Here is a 17,336-nt window from a genome sequence, read left to right as displayed (position 1 = left end):
CACTTTGATTTTGGAAAGGGAGAGATGAAGATGAACATGAAACGATTTGGCTTACTGGTGGCGGTACCGCTCGCACTACTTGTCGGTTGCGGGGAAGCAGACGAACTGAAGACGACGGCGACGGATACGGAAGAAGTCGTAGAGGCGGAAGCGAGTACGGCTGAAGAATCATCAACTGAAGAAACGGGCGTTCAAGAGAGTGAACTCGGCACAAACAAGATTTATATGAAGAATAAGGCACTCACGATCACAGAGACGATGGGTCCGATTCAATTCGCCATCGACAAAGTACAGACGTCACGCCTCACGGTCGCAGAAGCTTATAGCGACTCATTCGATGGACAAGAAGAGGTGACGGTCGTCGCGATGAACATGATTGTTGAGAACACGGTCGACGAGACGATGAGCTTCCATCCGAACCAGGCGACACTGGTGACGAACACAGGGGAGCAGGTGTCTTCGGACTTATGGTTCTCAGATGACGTCGGTGGAGAATTTTTAGGAAAGGTGAAGAAAGAAGGGAACGTCCTCTTCTTCGTGAAAGCAAAACCAGAAGAGCTGACGGACTTGAAAGTCGTCATCGATGGACCATTCAACGAGAACTTCGACAAAGTGGCGGAAGATCGCTACGAATACACGATTGACGTTACGAAATGAAAGTAGGCGTGCCGAGTGATACCGGCACGCTTTTTCAACTTATTTTTTCCTTTCAATCAGACGATATGGATTAAATTGAGTTATAAGAACAATCTGAAGAATAATAATCCATCAAAAGGTATAAAATGTTAAAATTAAATTACGTTTGAACCGATGAAGATTGTGAAGGAAACAAGTAATCGTAACGTCTTAGCTTTTAGATGTCATGTGTTTTGGGACTCACACACACTACATATGTAATCTCTAAGATGTCAAAAAATTGAAGGAGTTGTTTATTCATGAAACGCATGAAACAGGTTTTTTCGATGTTCCTCGTCATGTTCTTAGTACTCTCGATCATTTCTCCAAACGCCGCATCGGCATCCACGATGAAACCGTCTCTTAAAGCCGTGACTACGCAAGTCACTTCGCCAATTTATCAATCGAAGTCCACCCATTCGAAAAAAGTGGCTACTGTTAAGAAAGGTGCTAAGGTCTCCATCGTGAGTGAAGCTAAGGGTTGGAGTTATGTCACATATGGTTCGAAAAAAGGATACATGGTATCTAAATCCTTCACGCCGAAACAAAATGAAATGGCGACGAAGAAGTCCGTGTCTCTCTATTCGTCAACTTCTTCGAAATCGCACAAGATCAAGACGCTCTCCCCAGACACCGAGGTGCTCGTGTTAAAAGAGTATCGTAGTTGGGCTCTCGTTCAATTCGGTGGGACATCAGGTTGGATGGCTAAAAGTCACCTGAAATCTCGTGTCAAGAAACCGGTGATCAAGGCTGCCACAGTGCAAACAGATGTTTCCATCATCTATGTCTCGCCGTCGACCTCAGCGAAAGAAGTGTCGACGCTTAAGTTTGGTGATTCTGTCGTCATTTTGAGTGAAGCGGAGGGATGGTCGCATATCCGGTTTGGTCAAGTAACAGGATATATGATTTCGAAAGACTTCACACCGGAAGAGACGGAATTTGCGACAACGCATTCGTCGATTGTATATTACGACACCTCTTCCAAGTCTGAGAAAGTGATGACCGTTCCCGCAAACGCGATTGTCACGGTTTTGAAGGTCTATCGTAGCTGGTCTCTCGTTCAGTACGAATCACAAGTCGGATGGATGGCAACACGTTATCTTGTGTTACAGGATACGGACCCGGAACCCGATCCGGTCGAGGACGAACCGACACCGCCGACGGTCCCTGAAGAACCGACTGTCCCGGAAGATCCGAATACCCAGTTCAAACAACTCGTCAAAGCCTCTTACGAGAAGGTCTCTCAATCAAACGACTGGCAAGAACCTTCCGCCGAAATCGTTCGTCTCATCAACGAATATCGTATGGAAAACGGTTTAAACCATCTTGCCGACCGACAAAGTCTTGTTGAGTTTGTTGCCTTCCGTTGGGATGATATGAAAACAAATGATTATGTCGCCCACAATAGTCCGGTCTATGGTTCATTATTTGAGATGACTGAAAAGGCGGGCATCGGCATCCAGAAATTTGCGGGCGAAAACATCGCTTGGAATCAAATGACACCGGCGCAAGTCGTTCAAGCATGGAAAGATAGTCCAGGTCATAATGCCAATATGCTGAATCCATACTACACACACTCAGGTCTCATCTGGAAAGATGGTCTTGCCGTTCATGTGTTTGAAGGCGATCTATAATCCCAATCACCGTTAATAAAAAATCTCATTTGATTTTACGAAATAAAGTGGGCGTGCCGATATCATTCGGCACGCCATACTTATCTAGTCTAAACCCAAGCGATAGCGGATAATCAAGATATCCCATCTTTTAGGAGGTCTACCATGAAGAACGTTTCTCTACTCAAATACGACCAACAGTTCCATTATGAATGGTCGAGTCACGTCATCGAAGAAACGGATGATTATGTGTTGTTGTATGCAGGTCCTGGGCGAACGCTCCAGCATCATACGCGAGGTGCCTGTTATACATATGATTCCCATTCCCTCGAGTGCTTCATACGACATGTTGGCTTCACGCTCCAACTCGATTTGGAGCACGACGGGACGATGCGTTGGTACTCGAATATCGGACTTCCGCCGACCATGACCGACGAGGCGATTCACTTTATTGATCTGGATTTAGACTTTGTCGCGGAGCAACCGAATGAATGGCGACTCGTCGACGTAGAAGAGTTCGAGATCAATCAAGTGCGTTACGGTTATCCGGATGCGTTGATTTCCTACGTCTGGCAGACCGTTGACGAGGTGAAACACCGGATTCAATATCGACAATTCCCGTTCGACGGTTCGTTCGAGCGACGTCTCCTCGAACTTTCTCAATCAAAGACGTCTCACTTCCGTTGATGCGGCAACGGAATCGACAACACATCCCAGTCGCTCCCGGCGAATAGCTTCGACAGATAAACGATCTGCCCAACATGGTACCCATAATGCGACACTTGACGTTCAATCGCGTCAATCACGGAGTGCGTTTCCCCACGAATCATCACGTTCTTTCCTAAGTCATCTGGTGTCAAATCGGCTAAGACATCATCCAACAGCTGCCAACGCTCGTCCCAAACCTCCATGAGTTCTTCACGGGACAGTTGCTGGTCCTCGAACTCGGCGTCGCGGTTGCGGTCCGGCTTTTCGCCATCCGTCGTCAAGAAATCGGTCCAACGGGACTTCATATTGTTCGCCATGTGCTGAATGATCAGAGCAAGGGAGAGGGTATCCGGTGCAAGCGCCTTATGCAGATCCTCGTCATTCACTTGGACGAGTGCGCGCTCGGCGAGTTGTTTCTGACTTTTGAACGTAGCGCGTACGGTATCGAGATATTGCGTTTCAAACATAAATAGCATCCTCCTTTTCGTATGTATCCATTTTGACTATACCCCACATTTATCCCGGTCAAAAACTATAGTAATATTATAAAAGAAGCGGTATACTAGTCTTATCGCGCAAGACGCCACCGCGTAGTCGGCATGAGGGTGCCTTGTTTTGGTTTTCACGTGAGTCATGTCGCGTGGTCTCTTTTCGGTTTGAAGGTTCACCCATTAATTGTGTCGATTGCGTTTGTCCGTGAGTGGATGAGCGCGATTTTTTTGTATGCAAAAAGTGTGAGACACGAGGTCCCACACTTCTGATTACGCATGCTCCAACCGAAACTCTTCCCAATGATCGCGGGCCTGGTTCCGAATCCGCTCCGATACTTCCTTGCTGCTTAAGAGAATCCCGTACCAACGACGCGCATCCTCGTAGTAGTCGAGCGCGGCCGAGAGGTCGGCAATCCGTAGCATAAGTTGATCGTACGGTAATCCGGTACGAATCGGGTCTGTATACGCTTCTTGCACCTCATTGTATTTATCGAGCGTCCGCTGCATCCATTCCTTCTCAGATGCCGTATCCCCAATCAATCGGTACATCCATACGATTCGCATCCCGAGCATGGCGACGACAGATGGTTTTTGTCCGCTCAACTGGGCCGTCATGACGGCGAACTTATAGAGGAGGATGACGTGCTCATACGAGCGGTCACCTTTCAACACATCTGGATTCACTTGATTGAAGTAGTTCGTCTCGAGTGCTTCCCGGTTATGTTTGCGCACCTTGTCGAACGAGTCATGAAAGACGAGGTGACAATGGTCGCAGACGGTCGGTTCGTATAAATACGGGTTTGGTCCGTCATACGTCGTGTAACCATCCTTCTCGACCTCGAGCGGACGGATGTGACGTGATAAGACACGGTTCGTCTTACTTTCCTGTAAACAATACGGACATTTGACTTTCTTCAAAAATAAATGTTCTGCCATCTCGACACCTCACACATAGACGTTGACGAGCAGTCCGCGAATCTCACCGACCTGGTCGAGTAAGGAGAGGCGAGAGGCCTCACCTGAGATGACCTGATCCGTCAGCGCGAGGAGTTTTTGGTCGACTTGTTCGACGACCTTATAAATCTTCGCGCGGCCGCGGCGATTGAATCCACGTTTGTCCTCAAGACGGAGTGCCGCGTCAACGGCCTCTTTCATAAAGTCTTTAATCATTTGTTTGTAGTCGGCGAGCGCCTCGACGGTCTGACTCTCGGCGAGCAGTTCTCCTTGTTCATGAATCGCGGCGATTTGACGCTGGAAGCGTTCGTATTCCCGATCTTCGCGTTTTTGACCGATCACGTTTTGGAAGGAGACGCCGGGTTCGACTTCGGGGCGTTTCGCCTTGCTTGAGCCGAGGAGCGATTGCGTCTCCATGATGCGACGAATGTCCATATGGGCAACCGTCCTTTCTTTAGGTTAGTTCAATAATTGTAACACGCCTTGCGGCAATGCGTTCGACTGGGCAATCATCGCCATGCCGGACTGATTCAAGATGTTTAGACGGGCGAAGTCCATCATTTCACGGGCCATATCGGCATCACGGATTCGTGATTCAGATGCCGTCAAGTTTTCTGAGCCGATGGCGACGACGCTGACGTTCGCCTCGAGTCGGTTTTGAATGGCCCCAAGTTTCGAACGTTCGAGTGACACTTTGTTGATGGCTGCATCGAATTTCGAGATGGCGTCTCCTGCGTCCGCCGGTGTCAATACGCTTAGCGCGTAGAATGTTCGATCAGGCGTTGCTCCATCATTGTCATCATCGACGGCAGGGAGTTCCCCGCCACCCGGTGTCAACGTCGTGATATCGAGTGCGTGCGCTCGCATATCTTGTACGTTTAAGATGACGGCTTCGTTGTTGCCGGCACCGATTTGGAAGAATAACGTGCTATTCCCTTCTTTGTATTCCCCGTTCATGATCTTCTTCGAGTTGAATTCGGTCGTCTCCGCAATCCGCGTCACTTCGGCGGTCAACGCGTTAATTTCTTCCTGGACGGCTTTGGCGTCGTCCTCGCTGAGCGTCCCGTTCGCTGCTTGGACGGACAATTCGCGCATGCGCTGAAGAAGGGAATGGGTTTCGTTCATTCCGCCTTCTAGCGTCTGTGTGAGCGAGATGCTGTCGAGCGTGTTGCGTTCTGCCATCGAGAGGGAGTCGAGGCGCATCCGCATCTTCTCCGAAATGGCGAGACCGGCTGCGTCGTCCGACGCCTTATTGATGCGGACCCCGCTCGAGAGACGGTCCATCGTCTTCTTCATCGATGCCTGATTCAAGGAAAGTGATGAGTAAGCTTTTAAAGCTTGTACGTTATTGGTAATTTTCATAGCGGTTTCCTCCAGTCGGGACAGATTGAGTCTTGGCACGCGTCATCGCTTCACTCCACGTTTGATCGAGGTCGCTCGCGAGCGTATGTAGTTCGGCGATTTTTTTCTTATCCTGGTCGATGATCGCTTCGACGCTGGCGTTCGCCATATATAGATAGATTTCATCCAGTTGAGCCGCGATGATTCCGCCGCCGTCATGGAGTCCTTGGTGGAGCTTGACCAACAGCTCCCGGGCTTGGCGAAGGTGGCGGTTCCGTTCCGCGATCGTCGAGTCTTGGGCACGTTCATAGTGATAAACGAGTGCATGAAGCATCGCTTGCGTGAGTTCTTCTGGCCTCATCTCATATAATTGGGTTGGATTCATCTTTGTTCTCCTTTGATCGAATCAAGTTCCTCTATCAACAACAACACTTCTGCCATCACGTCATACAGTTGGGGTGGGATGGCGTCTCCTAGGTCAAGGTCAAGCAAATGGCCAAGCAAGGAATGGTCGTTCTCGACCGCTACTCCTCGGGCACGTGCTTCCTGTAAAATCTTTTCAGCGACGGCGCCTGTCCCGCGGGCGACGACGACGGGCGCTTTATCCGTCGTTTCGTCATAGCGGACGACCGCGGCCGTCTTGCGTTTCGTCAAATCCATGCGTTGGTACATCGGGACCTCCTAAATTCTAAAGTCATATCCAGTCGTCGGTGCGATCGTTGGCTCTTCGATGACGCGCTCCGCCTTCGTGAGCGGTTTGAACTGGGTCGTCACACTCTTATATCCGATCGTCTCGAGCGTTTGTTCGATCTTCCCGAGAAGGGGACGAGCGAGTCGCTCGACCGTCGAATCGTCGTGCTCGAGTGTGAGTCGGAGGTTTCGGTCTTTCGCTTCGAGTTTGACACCAATTTCTCCAAGACGTGGCGTCTCTAAACGAATGTATAGGACACTGTTCTCCCAGTCGACGACGTCTCCTGCCTCCCGGTTTTGGATATGGACGTGGATCCCCGTGTCGATCTCTTGAACTTTTGCCGGGAGGGCGAACAAGAGCTGATGGAGCTGTCCCCCGTCGAGACGGTTGAGTGTCTGTTGGACTTGGAAGAACGAGGCGAGGCGTTGTGCCTCAGGGTTCGTCGTATCTCCACGTACCGATAAAGCTGATGTCGGCGTATTGGACGTCGCTTGGGCGAGATGTGCCTGAGTCTGCACACGTTGCGCTACTTCCTGGACGTGTCGTCCGGATAATGTCGAATCGAGCTTGAGTGGCGCGACGGTCGGCATCTCACCGGCGCGTGTCGCTCCGTGCGGGATATATTCGATACGTGCCTGGTTCGGCGCATAGCGGAAGTCATTCAGTGCCGCTCGGACCTCTTTGACGAGCGTCGCACTCTCTTGCGGTTTCGTCGCGAGCAACGACAACGCGACGTCGAGTTTGGCCGTCATGGCGACCAGTTGCTTCTCTTGTGTCACATCGGTATGAAGCAAGGCGTCCGTCTTTTGGACGAGTTGCGTCAGACGAGTCGAGACGGTCTCGAGGGCAGGGCGTGCCGCATGCGGGTTCGTCTCGATCAACGCAGCGACTTGTCCGAGTTGTTTCGTCACGGTCGCCTGCTCGTTTCGGAACGTGTTCGTGACGGTCGCGAGATGTGACGTCACTTCTTTCACCATCACTTGCTTGCCGTTGATTGGAGGGAGCGGCATCGCCTGGCGCGATTCAGATTCAATCGGACGCGGTGATGAAGGTGTCATCGGCGTGATGTCACGGATGACCCGGTCGATCGTCTCCGGTGTCGGTGTGACGCGTTCACTCACAGGGCGTGACAGATTGACGAGCTCAACGTACCGCTCTTTTTGCGGGTACGAAGCGTTCGGCGCCGGTGGTGTGATCTGTTGTCTCGCTTCGTTCAAAGAGAGGACGGCGATCTCCCGCGCAATTTCCCGGGGTACGGCCTGCGTATCGAGCGTCTTCAAATGCAGGATGACGTCCCGCATGTCCCCTTTGAACGCCGTCTCGAGCAGGCGTACCGTGTCTTCGTTCATCGGCAAGCGTCCGGATTGTAGCATGCGGCTGACCGCGCTTCGTACTTCAGGTGGAAGGGAAGCGAGCAGCGTCTGAATCTTCGCATCAAGCTTTGACGACGCGGACGCAGGTGGTGCGGATTCAAGTGTCTCTTCCTTTGGAGGAACGACGGTCGCCATCAAGACACCGTCCTGTTCGGCGAGCGTCACTTGGAACGGGTTCGTCTTCGGAAGCCCGTCTTTGAATGTGACCTCGACTTCTTCACCGTTGATCTTGACGATCGCGGAGTCGGGTCCTGTCTGTTTGACGAGCTCGGCCTTGTACGTCCGGTTCGTCTGGATGCCTGGTAAGACCGAACTGACGGCGGTCGCTTGGGCTTGAATTTGCATGTTTGTCACCTCGACCATAATATCGACCTCTTTTTAAAAAAATGAAGCAAAACAATAGAAAAAAACCTTCCGTCTTTTCGACGGAAGGCGTGTCAGGACTCGAGCACGGGGCTCGCGTTCAATTGTTGGAACCGGGCGACAAGTTCACCTGTCGCTTTGAGCTGGTTCCGGAGGACGTACGGTGTTGCGTTCGTTTGGATTTGATGTCCATCGGTCGTGAGGACGAGACCGTTCGGCTCACCCTCAACGTTCAGTATGTCTCGAATATGGGACCAGGCATACCATTCACAATCGTCTCGTTTTGGAGACTTCGTCGGGAAGAAGACGAGTCCAGTTGTCGGTTCAATCACGACAGGGACTTTCCCTTTTACGCCGGCGACGCGTTTGGCGATGAAGATTCTTTCCTCGATCGAGCTGTTGTACTGGCGGCAAGAAAGTTGCAACAACTGGTACGGCCGGAGCGGGGTTGAAATCTCGGTGCCATCCTCGAGAATGATCCGTGACTGCTTCATGATGTCAAAGCAAGGGAGAATCGCCACGGTTCGCTTTGTGATGCGATATTTTTCCTCAGAATAGTAGGAGCGCATACGCTGCACCATCCTCCTCGTATTAGATTTTCAGGATCGGCTAAAGACAAACGGCACAAACCTAAATCATCCCTTCAATGATATATCACAAAAAATGTAAATTCAACAAGACAATATGAAAAGTAGGGAAATAGAATTCCAATGAAAGCCAAATGACGAATCGTTTACAAATATTTGAGAAAGTATTTGTCACGCTTACAAGAAGGTGGTAAGATTAGGCGTAGAGGACAACCCTCTGTATTCTCCAATGGTGAAAGGAATGGATTTACACATGGTAGGTAAAGTAAAATGGTTTAACTCAGAAAAAGGTTTTGGATTCATCGAAGTTGAAGGCGGCAAAGACGTGTTCGTACACTTCTCAGCAATCCAATCTGAAGGCTACAAATCACTTGACGAAGGTCAAGATGTAGAGTTTGAAATCGTTGATGGCGAGCGTGGCCCACAAGCGGCTAACGTTGTAAAATTATAATTTCAAACCGTGAAGCCGGCTCCCTTGTGAGTCGGCTTTTTATTTTGTCTACATAATAAAAAAAGGCGTTTAAAAATGAGTGGAATGGGTATTTTCTTTCTATACCTTTCGCTCGTTCTAGGAAATGTTGAATTCGGAACAAAATTGTCATTATTTTCTGATGATAACGTTTTCAATCGCAGCGTTTTCGGGGTATAATATGAGTGAGCCACCTGGTTCCCCTTTCTTTTTTAAGAAATGAAGCAGGAGATTCCGTCTCGTTCGACGAATCATTGGTTCAAGCGGTTATTTCTAAGGAGGAGTTCAGATGATTTATAACATTCGCGGCGAAAACATTGAGGTCACACCAGCAATCAAAGACTATGTCGAGAAAAAGCTGGAGAAGTTGACTCGGTATTTCACAACTCCTACGGATGCACAGACGGCTTACGTCAACTTGAAAGTGTATAACGAGAAACAAAAAGTGGAAGTGACGATCCCGATGCCGAACTTGTTGCTCCGTGCTGAGGACATCAACCTCGACATGTATGCGGCAATCGACCTCGTCGTCGATAAATTGGAACGTCAAATCCGTAAACACAAAACGAAACTCAACCGTAAAGGACGCGGGAAAGAAGGTGGCGTCGGCGAGTACTTCAAGTCTTTAGAAGGACCTGATGATACACCGGCCGTCTACGATGAGGACGAGGCAGAACTCGAACTCGTGCGGACGAAACGCTTCACGTTGAAACCGATGGACACGGAAGAGGCGATTCTTCAAATGGATATGCTCGGTCACAGCTTCTTCGTCTTCTCTGACGCAGAAACGGGCAACACGAACGTCGTCTACCGTCGTAAAGATGGGAAGTACGGCTTGATCGAACCTGAATAATATACATGACACTACACGACCTCCCGGCTTCGGGGGGTCGTTTCCTTTTGCCTTTCCTTGAAAGGTGGCACCACTTCGGTTAAACTGTACATTAGGGAAAAAACATGCATTTTTTAGTGAGTGCAGAGGAGATATGAGTATGGCGAACTTTTTGAAAGAGTTATTTGCTCCACAGAAACGAATGTTGAAAAAAGCAGAGAAAGCGGCCGACTTGATCGAGTCGTTCGCCGAACCAATCAAGGCATTGTCCGACGAACAGCTCCAGGCGAAGACGGAAGAGTTCCGGGAACGTCTGGCGAAAGGCGAGACACTTGACGACCTCTTGCCGGAGGCGTTCGCGGTCTGTCGTGAGGCATCGGAGCGTGTGCTCGGGATGCGTCATTACCGTGTCCAGCTCATCGGGGGCTATGTGCTCCATAACGGCGACATCGCCGAAATGAAAACCGGTGAAGGGAAGACGCTCGTCGCGACACTTCCTGTCTACTTGAACGCGCTCACTGGCCGTGGCGTACACGTCGTAACGGTCAACGAATATTTGGCGAAACGAGATAAAGAACTCATGGAGCCGCTCTACTTCGCACTCGGTCTCTCGGTCGGCCTCAACGTGTCGAACATGGACCGTGTCGAGAAACAGGCGGCCTACAACTGTGATATCACGTACTCGACGAACAACGAGCTCGGATTCGACTACCTCCGTGACAACATGGTCCTTTATAAGGAAGACCGTGTACAACGCGAGCTCTACTACACGATTGTCGATGAAGTCGACTCGATCCTCGTCGATGAGGCGCGTACTCCGCTCATCATCTCGGGGTCGGCTCAAAAATCGACAGAACTCTACACACGCGCGGATGCGTTCGTCCGTACGTTGAAAGAGGAAGACGATTACACGGTCGACGTGAAGACGAAATCGGTCCTCTTGACGGACCAAGGGGTCGACCTCGCCGAGAAGTTCTTCGGCATCGACAACCTGTTCGCGATCGAACACGTCGCCGTCAACCACCACGTCGGGCTCGCCCTTCGTGCGAACGCGGTCATGCATCACGATATCGACTATATGGTACGTGAGGGTCAAGTCATGATCATCGACCAATTCACGGGTCGTGTCATGGACGGACGCCGCTACTCGGAAGGTCTTCACCAGGCGATCGAGGCGAAAGAAGGCGTCGAGATTCAACGCGAATCGATGACGCTCGCCACAATCACGTATCAGAACTACTTCCGGATGTATGAGAAGCTTGCCGGGATGACCGGTACGGCGAAGACAGAGGAAGAAGAGTTCCGTAACATCTACAACATGCAGGTCGTGACGATTCCGACGAACAAACCGATCCTTCGCGATGACAAGGCAGACCTCATCTTCAAATCGATGGAAGGCAAGTTCAAAGCCGTCGTCGAAGAAATTTCGGCAGTCCACGCAACGGGACAACCGATTCTCGTCGGTACGGTCGCCGTCGAGACGTCTGAATACTTGAGCAAGCTCTTGACGAAGAAGAAGATTCGTCACGATGTCTTGAACGCGAAGAACCACGCCCGTGAGGCGGAAATCATCGAGAACGCCGGTCAAAAAGGTTCCGTCACGATTGCGACGAACATGGCTGGTCGTGGTACCGACATCAAGCTCGGAGAAGGTGTCATCGACCTCGGTGGTCTTTACATCATCGGGACAGAGCGTCACGAGTCACGCCGAATCGATAACCAGCTTCGCGGTCGTGCGGGTCGTCAAGGGGACCCGGGTAAATCCCAGTTCTACTTGTCGCTCGAAGACGAGCTCATGCGTCGCTTCGGAACGGATAGCCTCCAAAGCATGATGGAGCGTCTCGGGATGGATGACACGCAACCGATTGAGAGCCGCATGGTCTCGAAAGCGGTCGAGTCAGCGCAAAAACGTGTTGAAGGAAACAACTATGATGCGCGGAAGCAGCTTCTCGGTTACGACAACGTCATGGCCGACCAACGGAAGGTCATGTACAAGGACCGCTCGAGCATCCTCGAGAACGAGTCGGTCACGGATATCGTCCGTTCGATGATGGCGCAGACGGTCGAACTCGGTGTCGGTCAATACACGCCGATCGAACTCGTACCGGAAGAATGGAACATCGACGAGCTCGCGCACTGGGCCAACCAGACGCTCGCGCTCGAGAAGACGGTCGAAGGTAAGGACTTCTACGGCAAAGAGCGTGAAGAAATCATCGAACTTCTCATGGAACGCGTGAACGAACAGTACGAGGCGAAACGTGAACTCGCGCCGCCGGAACGCTTCAACGAGTTCGAGAAGATTATCGTGCTCCGTGCCGTCGACTCGCACTGGATGGCTCATATCGACCATATGGACCAGTTGCGTCAAGGGATTCATCTCCGCGCCTACGGACAGAACGATCCGCTTCGTGAGTACCAAGCGGAAGGGATCAACATGTTCGACGCGATGAACGCGGCGATCTCAGAAGAAGTGACAGGCTTCGTCCTTCGTGCCGAAGTCGGGGACAACCTTCGTCGTGAGAAAGTGGTCGAAGAGGAAGTCGCCGTCTCAGGCAAGAGCGATGCGCCGGTCAAGAAAAAGCCGGTCCGTCGTTCGAAAGAAGACAGCATCGGCCGGAACGATCCATGCTGGTGCGGTTCGGGTAAGAAGTTCAAGAACTGTCACGGTAGACAACAGGCTTAATTATTGAAGAGGCGGGTCCGCTCGCCTCTTTCCTACGGAAAGGTGAATCACACTATGGAAATTTCAGATATTCGGAACGAACTAGAGGCGATGGCGAAACGCCTCGAGAATTACAGAGCGTCTCTTAACTTGACAGAGAAGGAAGCACGCATCGCCGAGCTCGAGAACGAGATGACGTATCCAGACTTCTGGGACAACCAGGAGAAGGCACAAAAAGTCATCGACGAGTCAAACGGACTCAAAGCGATGGTCGATAAGTATCAAGACCTCGCGAACCAACATGAGGACGGCGAAGTGACGCTCGAACTCATCAAGGAAGAGCCGGACGCCGAGATGCAAGAAGAGCTCGGGGAATCGATTCAAGCGCTCAAGAAGGAGTTTGATGACTTCGAACTCGAAATCCTCTTGAACGGACCATATGACGCGAACAACGCCATCCTCGAATTACACCCGGGTGCGGGCGGTACCGAGTCACAAGACTGGGCATCGATGCTCCTTCGGATGTATCAACGTTTCGCTGACAAACAAGGCTGGAAAGTCGAGACGGTCGATTACCTCCCGGGTGAAGAGGCGGGCGTCAAGTCGGTCACGCTCCGCATCGTCGGTCATAACGCGTACGGCTACTTGAAGGCGGAGAAAGGAATCCATCGATTGGTCCGCATTTCGCCGTTCGACTCGTCAGGCCGTCGACACACGTCGTTCGTGTCATGTGACGTCATGCCGGAATTCGATGATGACATCGAGATCGAAGTACGGACAGAGGACCTCCGTATCGACACGTATCGCGCGTCAGGTGCCGGCGGTCAGCACATCAACACGACGGACTCTGCCGTCCGAATCACGCACGTGCCGACGGGCGTCGTCGTTTCGTGTCAGACCGAGCGCTCACAGATCAAGAACCGTGAGTCGGCGATGAAGATGTTGAAAGCGAAATTGTACCAACGCGAACTCGACGAGCAGCAACGCAAACTCGACGAAATCCGTGGGGAGAAGACGGACATCGGTTGGGGTAGCCAAATCCGTTCGTACGTCTTCCACCCGTACTCGATGGTCAAAGACCACCGGACGAACTATGAAGTCGGAAACACGAGTGGGGTCATGGACGGGGATGTTATGCCGTTCATCGATGCCTACCTTCGTAAAACAAATATGTGATGCATGTGGCTCAAAGACACCCGTCTTTGGGCCATGTTGTGTGTAAAGGAGACTTTCTTTAATGAAGCAAATCGTCAAAGACTATCTGTATTTGTTGACCGGCTCAGTGTTCGTCGCCTCGGCCTTCAGTCTTTTTCTGTTGCCGAATAATCTGGCATCGGGCGGGGTGAGTGGGATCTCGGTCATCACGTATGAACTGTTCGGCATCTCGCCGGGGGCGTTCCAGCTCGTGGCGAACGTGTTACTTCTGATTATCGGGTGGGCCATCCTTGGACTCGGCTTCGGGGTGAAGTCGCTCGTCGGCTCCATCTTCTTACCGGGTGTCATTCTTTTCTATGAGGCGATTGATGCGGGTGCGGCCGTGGACGATACGCTCCTCGCGGCCATTTTCGGTGGTGTCGGCGTCGGTGTCGGACTCGGGCTCATCTTCCGGGGGCGCGCCTCGACAGGGGGGATGGATTTGATCGCGCAGATCTTACATAAGTTCACGCACATCCCGCTCTATCTCTGTATCGCCATCCTCGATGGCATGGTCGTCTTGACCGCGGCCTTGACGTTCTCGTTCACGACCGGACTCTATGCACTCATCGCGTTATTCATCACGGTCAAGATGATCGACTTCGTCCAGCTCGGGTTCACACAGGACAAGATGGCTTACGTCATCTCGGAGAAGCGAGACTTCATCGTCCGGGCCGTCTTCGAGGAGCTTGACCGTGGTGCGACAGAGATCCAAGCAATCGGAGCATACTCACGTCTCGACCGTCCGATGCTCATGATCGTCGTCCGACAGAGCGAGGTGAGCCGATTGAAGGAAATCATCCGTCGGATCGACCCGGAGGCGTTCCTCGTCTTCAGTGAGGCACATGAGGTGCTCGGACAAGGGTTTACATCCGATAAGCGTTATATCAACGTCCCGTAAGTTGTGGAATCTTTGTGTACTTTTCGTGAGATTAGGTTAGAAAGCATACGTTAACGGCTATAATGGTAAATGTAGGTCATTTCTACAACTTAGGAGGGGAACGTGGTTATGAAAAAATGGATGATGGCCATCGGCCTCGGCGCCATGCTGACACTCGGCGCATGTGGCGGCGGTGAAGAAGAGGACACGTCGAGCAACGGGGATTCGGGCTCGAACACGGCATCGGTTGACGCGGAAGCGGTATACGCACAAAACTGTGCGGCATGTCACGGTGCGAATCTTGAAGGAATGAGTGGTCCGTCACTCGAGCAAGTCGGTGCTCGTCTGTCGGCAGAAGAGATTGAAAACGTCATTCGAAACGGTCAAGGCGCGATGCCTGCGAACGTCCTCGAAGATGATGAAGAAATCACAGCGGTCGCTGCTTGGCTCGCTGAGAAAAAATAAGACAGAGAAGCATGAGGTGGAGTATACCTCATGCTTTTTTTATAGTCCCTTTGATTGAAATGAGGTTATACAATAAATCTTGTACCGATAAAATAGGTTAAAAGAAAATCGATCCGTTTATGAAGAATCACGAGGTTATCCATTTTGAAGTGCGGTTTCAACATTCTCCGAGAGATGAAGAAAGCGAGGTTCTTCGCGACATTTTCACACCGAACTCAATCGAACTGAAACAATCCTGTAATGGTGTTTTAAAAGTCGGATTGATATAATTGTAGTCGCTTCAACTATGCCCTAGATGATTTTTTGACCAGGCGAATATAAAAAAACGACACCTTGACAGGGGGAGCCGTTTCCTGTAAAAAAGACTCTAGGCGAAATATACAGTAACTAAAACAATTGATTCAAATTCGTCATAGATGCTTAAAAATATTTTAAAAAGGGTAGGGAATACGTTATGATCTCGATGCAAAAAGTCAGTAAAGTATATCCGAACGGCGTCGTCGCCATGGATGACCTCGATCTAGAGATTCGCGACGGCGAGTTCCTTTATGTCGTCGGGCCTTCCGGTGCCGGGAAGTCGACGTTCATGAAGATGATTTATCGTGAGGAGAAACCGACAGCCGGTCAGTTGTTGATTGACGGACTCGATGTCGGAAAAATTAAAGACCGCCATGTACCGAAGCTACGCCGTCAACTCGGCGTCATCTTCCAAGACTTCAAATTGTTGCCGTCACTTACGGTGTATGAGAACGTTGCGTTCGCATTAGAAGTTGTTGGAGCGGAAACGTCGTCCATTCGGAAACAAGTCATGGATGTGTTGAATCTTGTCGGATTGAAGAACAAGGCGCGCAACTATCCGGACGAACTATCAGGTGGAGAACAACAACGTGTTTCGATTGCCCGAGCGATCGTCAACAAACCAAAATTGATCATCGCCGATGAGCCGACAGGGAACTTAGACCCGGAAACGGCATGGGGCATCATGGAAGTGTTTGAAGAGATTCACCGCCGCGGAGCGACAATCGTCATGGCGACACACAACCGTGATATCGTCGATAAGATTCGTCACCGCGTCATCGCGATTGAGAATGGGAAAGTCGTGCGCGATGAAGAGAAAGGAGCATATGGCTATGATATTTAAGACTGGATTGCGCCATTTGCGCGAAGGGTTCAAAGGAACACTTCGGAATGGATGGATGTCGTTCGCGGCCATCAGTGCCGTGACCATTACGTTGCTACTTGTCGGTGTGTTCGCACTCGTTATGTTCAACGTCAATGAAATTTCAGATAATGTCGAAAATGATGTCGAGATTCAGGTGTTCATCACCCGTACAGCGGACGAGAACTCCGTTGAGAAACTCGGAGAGAACATTGAACAGGTGCCGGGCGTCTCGACGGTCACGTTCAGCTCGAAAGAAGATGAGTTAGCGAAGTTCCAAGACCAGCTCGGTGATGATGCGGCCGCATACGGAACGGTAGAGAAAGATAACCCGCTCCACGCCCGCTATATCGTCAAAGCACAAGACCCGACAGAACTAGAGGAAGTGGCCAAATCGGTCGGTTCACTCGATAATGTGGACGATGTGAAATACGGAAAAGATTACATCGATAAAATGTTTGCCTTCTTCAACGGGATTCGCATCGGCGGACTCGCGTTGATCGTCGGTTTGACATTGATGGCGATGTTCTTGATCTCGAATACGATTAAAATGACAATCTTCTCGCGTCGCCGTGAGATTGAAATCATGCGTCTCGTCGGAGCGAAGAACAGCTTCATCCGCTGGCCGTTCTTCATCGAAGGATTGCTCCTCGGAATGCTTGGGGCTCTCGTCCCGATTCTTGTCATTTATTTCGGATATGACGTCGCATATAGTGCTTTACAACCATCGCTTGATCAATTGAATAGTGATATATTTAAGTTGATTGATCCATCGACGCTCACAGTCCAAGTATCACTTGTTTTACTTGCACTCGGTGCGTTCATCGGAATCTGGGGATCGACGACATCGCTCGGTCGCTTCTTGAAAATCTAACTTAA

The 17,336-nt window shown here is 50.8% G+C and carries 19 protein-coding genes; 11 read left to right on the top strand and 8 right to left on the bottom strand.

The annotated features are described in order from the left end of the window. The first annotated feature begins 30 nt into the window (after nt 1–30). From EAT1B_RS04540 to EAT1B_RS04530, 3 genes are all read left to right on the top strand, one after another. On the top strand, nt 31–657 hold the full coding sequence (locus EAT1B_RS04540) for a hypothetical protein (protein WP_012726957.1): 627 nt from the start codon (nt 31–33) through the stop codon (nt 655–657). Between the two features lie 278 nt (nt 658–935). Further along, complete coding sequence (locus EAT1B_RS15605; RefSeq protein WP_012726956.1) at nt 936–2,309, top strand: SH3 domain-containing protein; 1,374 nt, start codon at nt 936–938, stop codon at nt 2,307–2,309. A 144-nt stretch (nt 2,310–2,453) separates the two neighbouring features. Continuing rightward, on the top strand, nt 2,454–2,975 hold the full coding sequence (locus EAT1B_RS04530; protein ID WP_012726955.1) for a DUF402 domain-containing protein: 522 nt from the start codon (nt 2,454–2,456) through the stop codon (nt 2,973–2,975). Here the strand turns inward: EAT1B_RS04530 and EAT1B_RS04525 are convergent. The 8 genes from EAT1B_RS04525 to EAT1B_RS04490 form a co-directional block, all read right to left on the bottom strand. Continuing rightward, nucleotides 2,963–3,463, bottom strand: a complete 501-nt coding sequence (locus tag EAT1B_RS04525) for a DUF1572 family protein (protein ID WP_012726954.1) — start codon at nt 3,461–3,463, stop codon at nt 2,963–2,965. The two genes, EAT1B_RS04530 and EAT1B_RS04525, sit on opposite strands and share 13 nt — an antisense overlap. A 294-nt stretch (nt 3,464–3,757) precedes the next feature. Then, nucleotides 3,758–4,423 carry a DUF2225 domain-containing protein gene (locus EAT1B_RS04520; RefSeq protein WP_012726953.1) on the bottom strand — a complete coding sequence of 222 codons (666 nt, stop codon included), beginning with the start codon at nt 4,421–4,423 and terminating at the stop codon, nt 3,758–3,760. A 9-nt stretch (nt 4,424–4,432) separates the two neighbouring features. Then, the gene (locus EAT1B_RS04515; RefSeq protein ID WP_012726952.1) at nt 4,433–4,876 is read right to left on the bottom strand and encodes a YaaR family protein; all 444 of its coding nucleotides are present in this window, start codon (nt 4,874–4,876) and stop codon (nt 4,433–4,435) included. A 24-nt stretch (nt 4,877–4,900) separates the two neighbouring features. Further along, nucleotides 4,901–5,803, bottom strand: a complete 903-nt coding sequence (locus tag EAT1B_RS04510; RefSeq protein ID WP_012726951.1) for a flagellin — start codon at nt 5,801–5,803, stop codon at nt 4,901–4,903. Further along, nucleotides 5,787–6,167, bottom strand: coding sequence for a flagellar protein FliS (locus EAT1B_RS04505; RefSeq protein WP_012726950.1), 381 nt, complete (start codon nt 6,165–6,167; stop codon nt 5,787–5,789). The genes EAT1B_RS04510 and EAT1B_RS04505 overlap by 17 nt, the downstream gene beginning before the upstream one ends. Continuing rightward, the gene (locus EAT1B_RS04500; protein WP_012726949.1) at nt 6,164–6,454 is read right to left on the bottom strand and encodes an EscU/YscU/HrcU family type III secretion system export apparatus switch protein; all 291 of its coding nucleotides are present in this window, start codon (nt 6,452–6,454) and stop codon (nt 6,164–6,166) included. Before EAT1B_RS04500 ends, EAT1B_RS04505 begins: the two co-directional genes overlap by 4 nt. Nucleotides 6,455–6,463: 9 nt before the next feature. Beyond that, the gene (locus EAT1B_RS04495) at nt 6,464–8,209 is read right to left on the bottom strand and encodes a hypothetical protein (protein WP_012726948.1); all 1,746 of its coding nucleotides are present in this window, start codon (nt 8,207–8,209) and stop codon (nt 6,464–6,466) included. A gap of 74 nt (nt 8,210–8,283) precedes the next feature. Further along, nucleotides 8,284–8,778, bottom strand: a complete 495-nt coding sequence (locus EAT1B_RS04490; RefSeq protein WP_012726947.1) for a competence protein ComK — start codon at nt 8,776–8,778, stop codon at nt 8,284–8,286. A gap of 271 nt (nt 8,779–9,049) precedes the next feature. Here EAT1B_RS04490 and cspD point away from each other — a divergent pair, with 271 nt between their 5' ends. From cspD to ftsX, 8 genes are all read left to right on the top strand, one after another. Continuing rightward, complete coding sequence (gene cspD / locus EAT1B_RS04485; RefSeq protein ID WP_012726946.1) at nt 9,050–9,247, top strand: cold-shock protein CspD; 198 nt, start codon at nt 9,050–9,052, stop codon at nt 9,245–9,247. A gap of 307 nt (nt 9,248–9,554) precedes the next feature. Next, the gene (gene hpf / locus EAT1B_RS04480) at nt 9,555–10,118 is read left to right on the top strand and encodes a ribosome hibernation-promoting factor, HPF/YfiA family (protein ID WP_012726945.1); all 564 of its coding nucleotides are present in this window, start codon (nt 9,555–9,557) and stop codon (nt 10,116–10,118) included. A gap of 139 nt (nt 10,119–10,257) precedes the next feature. Beyond that, the gene (gene secA, locus EAT1B_RS04475) at nt 10,258–12,780 is read left to right on the top strand and encodes a preprotein translocase subunit SecA (protein ID WP_012726944.1); all 2,523 of its coding nucleotides are present in this window, start codon (nt 10,258–10,260) and stop codon (nt 12,778–12,780) included. A 54-nt stretch (nt 12,781–12,834) separates the two neighbouring features. After that, on the top strand, nt 12,835–13,935 hold the full coding sequence (gene prfB / locus EAT1B_RS04470) for a peptide chain release factor 2 (protein WP_012726943.1): 1,101 nt from the start codon (nt 12,835–12,837) through the stop codon (nt 13,933–13,935). Nucleotides 13,936–13,996: 61 nt separating this feature from the next. Continuing rightward, nucleotides 13,997–14,854 (top strand): YitT family protein, encoded by an 858-nt coding sequence (locus EAT1B_RS04465; protein WP_012726942.1) that lies wholly within the window; start codon nt 13,997–13,999, stop codon nt 14,852–14,854. Between the two features lie 108 nt (nt 14,855–14,962). Next, nucleotides 14,963–15,298, top strand: coding sequence for a cytochrome c551 (cccB, locus tag EAT1B_RS04460; RefSeq protein WP_012726941.1), 336 nt, complete (start codon nt 14,963–14,965; stop codon nt 15,296–15,298). Between the two features lie 454 nt (nt 15,299–15,752). Beyond that, nucleotides 15,753–16,439, top strand: coding sequence for a cell division ATP-binding protein FtsE (gene ftsE, locus EAT1B_RS04455; protein WP_012726940.1), 687 nt, complete (start codon nt 15,753–15,755; stop codon nt 16,437–16,439). Next, a complete protein-coding gene (ftsX, locus tag EAT1B_RS04450; RefSeq protein WP_012726939.1) occupies nt 16,429–17,331 on the top strand; it encodes a permease-like cell division protein FtsX in 903 nt (300 codons plus the stop codon). Before ftsE ends, ftsX begins: the two co-directional genes overlap by 11 nt. Nucleotides 17,332–17,336 lie beyond the last annotated feature (5 nt).

The organism is Exiguobacterium sp. AT1b (assembly GCF_000023045.1).
In the GTDB taxonomy this organism is placed as follows: Bacteria; Bacillota; Bacilli; order Exiguobacteriales; family Exiguobacteriaceae; genus Exiguobacterium.
The sequence above is the reverse complement of the archived record's forward strand: the minus strand, read 5'-3'. Positions and strand labels throughout refer to the sequence as shown.